Annotated in this window: 8 protein-coding genes; 7 read left to right on the top strand and 1 reads right to left on the bottom strand. The window is 57.2% G+C overall.

What is annotated here, in order from left to right:
- Positions 1-381 precede the first annotated feature (381 nt).
- On the top strand, positions 382-981 hold the full coding sequence (locus tag PAF18_RS17155; protein WP_271118332.1) for a hypothetical protein: 600 nt from the start codon (positions 382-384) through the stop codon (positions 979-981).
- Positions 982-1,219: 238 nt separating this feature from the next.
- Complete coding sequence (locus PAF18_RS17150; protein ID WP_271118331.1) at positions 1,220-1,843, top strand: hypothetical protein; 624 nt, start codon at positions 1,220-1,222, stop codon at positions 1,841-1,843.
- A 151-nt stretch (positions 1,844-1,994) separates the two neighbouring features.
- On the opposite strand, the gene PAF18_RS17145 is transcribed toward PAF18_RS17150, so the two are convergent.
- Positions 1,995-3,191 carry an IS256 family transposase gene (locus PAF18_RS17145; protein ID WP_271115968.1) on the bottom strand — a complete coding sequence of 399 codons (1,197 nt, stop codon included), beginning with the start codon at positions 3,189-3,191 and terminating at the stop codon, positions 1,995-1,997.
- Between the two features lie 567 nt (positions 3,192-3,758).
- On the opposite strand from PAF18_RS17145, the gene PAF18_RS17140 reads away from it, so the two are divergent.
- The 5 genes from PAF18_RS17140 (at position 3,759) to PAF18_RS17120 (ending at position 6,177) form a co-directional block, all read left to right on the top strand.
- Complete coding sequence (locus PAF18_RS17140; protein WP_271118330.1) at positions 3,759-4,373, top strand: AAA family ATPase; 615 nt, start codon at positions 3,759-3,761, stop codon at positions 4,371-4,373.
- Positions 4,366-4,632 carry a ribbon-helix-helix protein, CopG family gene (locus tag PAF18_RS17135; RefSeq protein ID WP_271118329.1) on the top strand — a complete coding sequence of 89 codons (267 nt, stop codon included), beginning with the start codon at positions 4,366-4,368 and terminating at the stop codon, positions 4,630-4,632. Before PAF18_RS17140 ends, PAF18_RS17135 begins: the two co-directional genes overlap by 8 nt.
- Positions 4,625-5,029 carry a hypothetical protein gene (locus PAF18_RS17130; protein ID WP_271118328.1) on the top strand — a complete coding sequence of 135 codons (405 nt, stop codon included), beginning with the start codon at positions 4,625-4,627 and terminating at the stop codon, positions 5,027-5,029. Before PAF18_RS17135 ends, PAF18_RS17130 begins: the two co-directional genes overlap by 8 nt.
- 83 nt (positions 5,030-5,112) lie before the next feature.
- Complete coding sequence (locus PAF18_RS17125; RefSeq protein ID WP_271118327.1) at positions 5,113-5,739, top strand: hypothetical protein; 627 nt, start codon at positions 5,113-5,115, stop codon at positions 5,737-5,739.
- A 156-nt stretch (positions 5,740-5,895) separates the two neighbouring features.
- Complete coding sequence (locus tag PAF18_RS17120; RefSeq protein ID WP_271118326.1) at positions 5,896-6,177, top strand: type II toxin-antitoxin system RelE/ParE family toxin; 282 nt, start codon at positions 5,896-5,898, stop codon at positions 6,175-6,177.
- Positions 6,178-6,185: the final 8 nt, after the last annotated feature.

The following is a 6,185-nucleotide window of genomic DNA, read 5'->3' as shown; positions in this document are numbered from 1 at the left end:
GGAACCGCTGGCCGCTGAAGTACCGAAGCCAAGACTTCGCCCCTCTGGGAACCAAGATTCGCCCCTTTGGGAACCGAAACTTCGCCCCTCTGGGAACCAAGATTCGCCCCTCTGGGAACCGCAGACATCACAAAAGTTGGCAATTTATTTTAGATATCAACGATGTGACCGATGCGTGGCTCACTCGTAACTTACTAACCCTTTATATAACTAAAATAACACTAGTGAGGTCTTGTGGATGACTTGTGCTGACAGACATGATGGACCCCCGCTCAGGACAATTTCGACTGGGGCGTTATGCTCAGAAAGCTAAGAAATCAGCGTTCGTTCTCATACCCTCGATCCCGATCTTCCCCGAAGGTTTCCTTGAGGACGTCGCGATTGTCAGCCATCAGGTTTTACCAAGACGACGAAACAGGCGAGCGAAGAAGCTTTGATCGCGCCCACAGTCACAAGTGGCGAGGTGAGGGCGGGCAAGCGGTTTGGGACAATCTTCGCGCACTGGACGCCGCTCATGTGACTGAATGGGCGGTCTATAGTGCGAACGGCAGAACGCCGGAACATGACGAATATGCTTACAACCGCCCCCAGAGGCCGCTTGGCGTTCTTAGAAATGGTCGGCAGGTTCTCAACACCCCCGAAAGCCGCCCCGCTTTCATGGCCTTCCTGGTCTACAAGCTGAAACAGGCGGACGGGCAACTTACGGAAAGCCTGCCCCAGTTGATCGAGGAATGGCAAAGCAGCGGTTGGGTTTTTGCCTTTGAAAATGCCTCAGTTTCGCACGTCGAAGGCGTCAGCGTTCTTCGCCTGACACACCGCGCCGCGACCGACAACGCGAAGGTCTGGTATCGGGATTTATGCCAGGAATGCGACAGAGCCTTTTTTTCGTGGAAATGGCCGCACGGTCGTATTTCCCGCAAATATCTGGTATCATGCAGGAAATTCAGAACACGCCAAATTTCAAGGAAGCTATCTCAATGAAGATCAACGATAGCTCAATATCAGTTCAATGACAGATCAAACCTTATGTGCCGAAGGCAAAGGAACCCCCCTTTCCCCCTTTTCTCAGGAAGGATCACCAATGGGACTAGCTGAATCCGTTTCTCTCCTACGCCAAGTGACAACGCTAGCTGAGGTGTTGGATTGCTTAGAAGATAAGAAGGCCTGGTAGTGCCCCGGGCAACTTTCCAAATGATTTCGGCAAAATCTGAGGTGCGGCATGGGCGGATCAGGTAGCGGGCGACACTGGCAGTTTGGCGCTGACACAACGGACGATTACCGTTCGATTGATATTCGGTGGCTCAAACGCGAAGGGCTTTTGGAATCCGGTGTCAGTCGCAGCATCACCTGGTCGCGGGGTGGCGAGGTGACAGGCTCAATCAATGTCCGTTCTGAGCCGGGGCGTGTGATCCTGGACTACCGCCACCGGGATCGAGGCGGGGAGTGGCAACCCGAACGCTACCCCGTCTATCTCGATACCACGCCCTGCCACATAGGCGGTGAGCGGCATTGGTTCCTTTGCCCTGCCCGTGGGTGTGGTCGCCGGGTCGCCATCCTTTACGGCGGTGCAATCTTTGCGTGCCGCCATTGCTACCGGCTGGCCTACCCCTCTCAGCGCGAAAAGCCAGGAGATCGAGCGGCCCGCAAGGCTGACAGGATCAGGGACAAGCTGGGTTGGGAAGGTGGCGTGCTGAACGGCCCTGAGCCTTGGAACAAACCCAAAGGGATGCACCAAGCTACCTTTGACCGTCTGCGCTGGAAACATGACCGTTTCGCAGACCGTGCGCTGGCCGGTTTCGCTGAGCAGTTCGGATTCGACCTGCCAGACGAATACCGTTTCTAAAATAGGCTGATTTAGACAAGCTGGCCCGCCGCCCTGCCCGCCTCATTCTGTGTGGGGAAGTTGGCAGGAAATAGGGCCGCTTTCTTCGCGTCCTGGTAGTGCCCCGGGGGATGGTGTAAGAGCGCCGACCTTCGGAGAGGTCCAAAGCTGATCAGGTCGCCACGGCGGACAGCCTGATGTCGGGATTGTCGGTGACGCGCGCGAGGCTTTCAAGAGACATATATCTCCGCGCAACCGTCCATTCGTCATTGGTTTCAAGCATCAGCGCGCCGACGAGCCGGATGATTGCCTCGTCGTTCGGGAAGATGCCGATGACGTCAGACCTGCGCTTGATCTCCCGGTTCACCCGCTCCAGTGGATTTGTCGACGCGATCTGAGCCCAGTGCTCGCGGGGAAAATCCATGTAGGCGAGCACGTCGTCGCGCGAGACGTCCATGAGGGTGCCGAGCCTCGCCTGCTTCTCGCGCAGTGCGTCCGCGACGACCTCCCATTGGGCTTCGGCATCCGCCTTGTTTTCCTGGGCGAAGATCGTCTTCAGCATGGCTGCCACAGCCGTGCGCTGCTTGGTCGGAGCATGGGCGAGCGCGTTGCGCATCCAGTGAACGCGACAGCGCTGGTGCGTTGCATCGAACACTCGCCGCGCAGCAGCCCGCAGCCCCTTGTGGTCATCGGCTACGACCAGCTTCACACCGCGCAGGCCACGGTCTGCGAGAGAGCGCAGGAAGTCGGTCCAGAACGTTTCTGCTTCGGAAGGACCGGTGGCGACGCCGAGAACCTCGCGCTTGCCGTCCTCGTTGACCGCGACGGCGATTATCACAGCGCGGCTGACGATCCGTCCGCCCTCACGCACCTTCACGTAGGTCGCGTCGAGCCAGAGATACGGCCAGGCTCCTTCCAGCGGGCGAGAGAGGAAGGCGTTCACCCGCTCGTCGATTTCGACGCAGAGGCGACTGACCTGGCTCTTCGACATGCCGCCCGCGCCCATGGCCTTCACCAGATCGTCCACGGAGCGCGTGGAAACACCTTGGACGTAGGCCTCCTGAATCACCGCCACGAGCGCCTTCTCGGCTGTGCGGCGCGGCTCCAGGAAGCTGGGCAGGTAGCTCCCTTTTCTCAGTTTCGGGATCTCCAGCGCGATCCGCCCGGCACGGGTGTCCCAGTCCCGGTCCCGGTAGCCGTTCCGCTGAACCTCCCGCAGGGGCGAACGTGCGCCCTTCGCGGCGCCGGTTCGCTCTTCTACCTCCGCTTCCATGATCCGCTCGGCCGCGAAGGCCAGCATCTCGCGGACGAGGTCGCCGTCAGCCTGCTTCTCAACCAGCTCGATCAGCGTCATTCTGTCGTCGGTCATCGTCATCTCCGTTCTTGGTTCAAGGTCTCGCAACCCGAACCTGCCCGAAGATCGACGATGGCCGCCAGCGTCACACCCGGCCGCGCGCTGCGCTACGCCAGGGGCTCCGCGCGCGGCCTCCTACACCAACCGGTGGGGCACTACCCTCCTACCAGTATCAATATGTTCAGTTTCACCGAAGTCTCCGTATAAAAACCCTACGTCCGTTGTGTTCTTATACATATGTGTGCATTTACGTAATTACGCAAGTGCGTAGCTATGAATTTATGCGTTTGCGGTTTCGCGCATTTGCGGTAGCTTCGCCCAAAAAGACGGGAGAGGCATAATGTTCTTCACGCGAGCAGGACGTGTCGTTGCATGGCTGGCAATCATATTTGGCGTCTTGAGGATTGCCCTTGCGCTGTTCGTCGTTCAATCGGGCGACCCTAGCCTTGTGCCTCGATACCTTGGAAGCGGCACCACGGGCCAAGCGATAGACCAGGGCCTTTACGTTCTAATCTTCGGAATAGTTGTTGGCGTTCTGACAGACATCAGCCGGTCAGTTGCCAACACCACCGGCACCCAATCATGAAAACGATCCTTATAGCTGCTCAGAAAGGCGGGGCTGGCAAAACGACGCTGGCCCGCAACCTGTCTGTTGCCGCCTCTCTCGATGGCCAGAAGGTGCTTTGCCTCGATCTGGACCCGCAAGGCTCACTCAGAGGATGGTGGGAAAGCCGCGAAGCTGAAACCCCGGCAATGCTGGACCGTGACCCGGCCCCTCACGCGCTACGCGCCACACTGGAAGCGGCCAAGGCGCAATTCGACCTCTGCATAATCGACACGCCACCAGCGGCCCCAGAATGGCTATCTGAGGCGCTTGGCGCGGCTGACCTGGTGTTGATCCCAGTTCGGCCTTCCCCTGACGACCTGCGGGCCGTGGGCGCGACCACAGCCGCCGTGAACGCTGCGAATGTTCCGTTCGCCTTTGCCCTGTCTCAAACGCCGCGTGCGCGGATCACAGAAGAAGCGGCCCGCGTCTTGGCGCAGCATGGCAGGGTTGCCCCGGTGAATATCGCTCAACGTGTCGCCTATGCTGAGACCGGCGCGACCGGCCAAGGGATATCTGAGACAACCGACGACAAGGCGGGGGCAGAGATTGCCGCCGTATGGGATTACGTGAAAGGGATTCTGAATGGCTAAGAAACCCGTGGCCCTCGATGGCCTGTTGAACACCGAAAGCCGCCCAACGGATACCGGGATACCGCAACGCGGGGCAGGGCAGGGCGCAGCTCCGGCGGACAAGAAATCGGCGAAGCGACCGGGCGAGAAGCGGCTGACACTTGCCCTCGATGGCGAGACCTACAAGCGCCTGAGGCTTCATGCTGCCGAAACTGACCAAACGCACCAAGCAATTTTGGAGGTCGCCCTTGCGGAATACCTTAAGCGCGCAAATGCGTAGTTACGTAATTACGCTCCTTTTGCTTCTTGGCCTTTTTTTGGTCGCCCCGCACGGCCTCGCGGCTGGGCCGTCCAGCTACATTTGCCAGTTCACCAACTTCAAAATTCCTGGCACAAATACCGAGAATCGAGAATGGGTTGGTGAAAAGGCTATGGAGACGACCGTCGCTATCGACCGGATAACGGGCCGTGTAATTCATCCGGTGATTGGAAACACGAGCTTCAGCAATGTGACCCTGCTAAACGAAGGTTCCGCCTCATGGGGTTTCAAGGCTCTTGCAGATAGCGGGGAAGGCGGGCACGTCCGCTATTACGAAGTACAGGAATACGACGAAGGCGATGTCAAAACCTTCCTTGCTATCGCAGACGGCATTGCCTTTTTCGGTGAGTGTCGTTGACACTCATGGGAAAGCCTCTGTCTGAACAGCCAATCCTTTCCCTGGTAACGGTTTTCCGATTTTAACCCCCTTGGAGCAAGGCCTTGGACGAAAAGGAATTAAAGCACACAGTCTATGTCCGACGAAATGGTAACGCTTGGGAGAGTGGCTACTTCAATCGCCATGGAGAAGTCGAAGCCGTTCAACGCGACATAGACACCTTACACAAAGCACGGCAGTACGCCGCTGGTGTGTGGGGTGATGTGTATCATGGAACGAACAACTACATTCGATCCTACCCTGCCAGGCCCAAAAAATTTCCTGAGGAATACCCCGGTCTCCCGATGAGAACCAATGGTTCATCCGCCGTCGAATTGATCCTGCCGAATAGTGAAGGCTATCATATAGACGGCAAACCAATCAGCATCGTCAAAGGTCTTTTGAAGCAGTGGCTTGACGAAGACATCCAGGAAGATCGGGAGCGGATTCTGACAGAAGCCATCCGTGATCTGTCTGCCTTCTCGGAAAAGAACCTCGAACGCACGTTGCGGGAAACTGAACTGGCTTTCTTCCAGAAACAGGACGAAGCGCGAGACCAGGCCAAACAAAAGGTTGCCAAAGTCAGAAAGGAAGCAATCGAGAGCGAGAAGACGGTATGGATTTTCTTCTATGCGCCGATTGTCGCGTTGATAGCCTTCTTCCTAGGTCGTGTATCCAACGCGCTTTTCTAGCTGGACCTTCGCATAGTACTTAGCATTCTTTTCCTGCATTCAGGAAAGCCAACGCGCCGCTCTTTCCAGCATTGTGGAAAGCCCTTTCCCTGCTTTCAGGGATAAATCCATGTATCATGGCTTGACGCATGTATCCCGACATGATACACGCACGGAATGATTCAAAGCACCAAGGGCAAGCTGATCCAAGACATACTGGCGAACAAAGCCGGTAAAGGCTTCCCCGCCGGTATCATGAAAGTTGCCCGTCGAAAGCTGACCATGCTCGATGCGGCGAGCAAACTTGAGGATTTGCGCGTGCCACCAGCCAACCGGCTTGAGGCGCTGCAAGGCGACCGAAAGGGGCAACACTCGATCCGGGTGAATGACCAATGGCGCTTCTGTTTCGTCTGGACCGAAAGCGGTCCTGCTGATGTTGAGTTTACGGACTACCACTGAAAGGAAAT

The organism is Paracoccus sediminicola, from assembly GCF_027912835.1.
Classification (GTDB): Bacteria; Pseudomonadota; Alphaproteobacteria; order Rhodobacterales; family Rhodobacteraceae; genus Paracoccus; species Paracoccus sediminicola.
Note: the sequence above shows the minus strand (reverse complement) of the source record. Positions and strands in the feature narration are given on the sequence as shown.

Bases quoted from the DNA above. Each gene is read 5' to 3' on its own strand.
- PAF18_RS17150 (WP_271118331.1), top strand. From the start codon at position 1,220: ATGGGCGGATCAGGTAGCGGGCGACACTGGCAGTTTGGCGCTGACACA.
- PAF18_RS17135 (WP_271118329.1), top strand. From the start codon at position 4,366: ATGGCTAAGAAACCCGTGGCCCTCGATGGCCTGTTGAACACCGAAAGC.
- PAF18_RS17130 (WP_271118328.1), top strand. From the start codon at position 4,625: ATGCGTAGTTACGTAATTACGCTCCTTTTGCTTCTTGGCCTTTTTTTG.
- PAF18_RS17145 (WP_271115968.1), bottom strand. From the start codon at position 3,191: ATGACCGACGACAGAATGACGCTGATCGAGCTGGTTGAGAAGCAGGCT.
- PAF18_RS17140 (WP_271118330.1), top strand. From the start codon at position 3,759: ATGAAAACGATCCTTATAGCTGCTCAGAAAGGCGGGGCTGGCAAAACG.
- PAF18_RS17120 (WP_271118326.1), top strand. From the start codon at position 5,896: ATGATTCAAAGCACCAAGGGCAAGCTGATCCAAGACATACTGGCGAAC.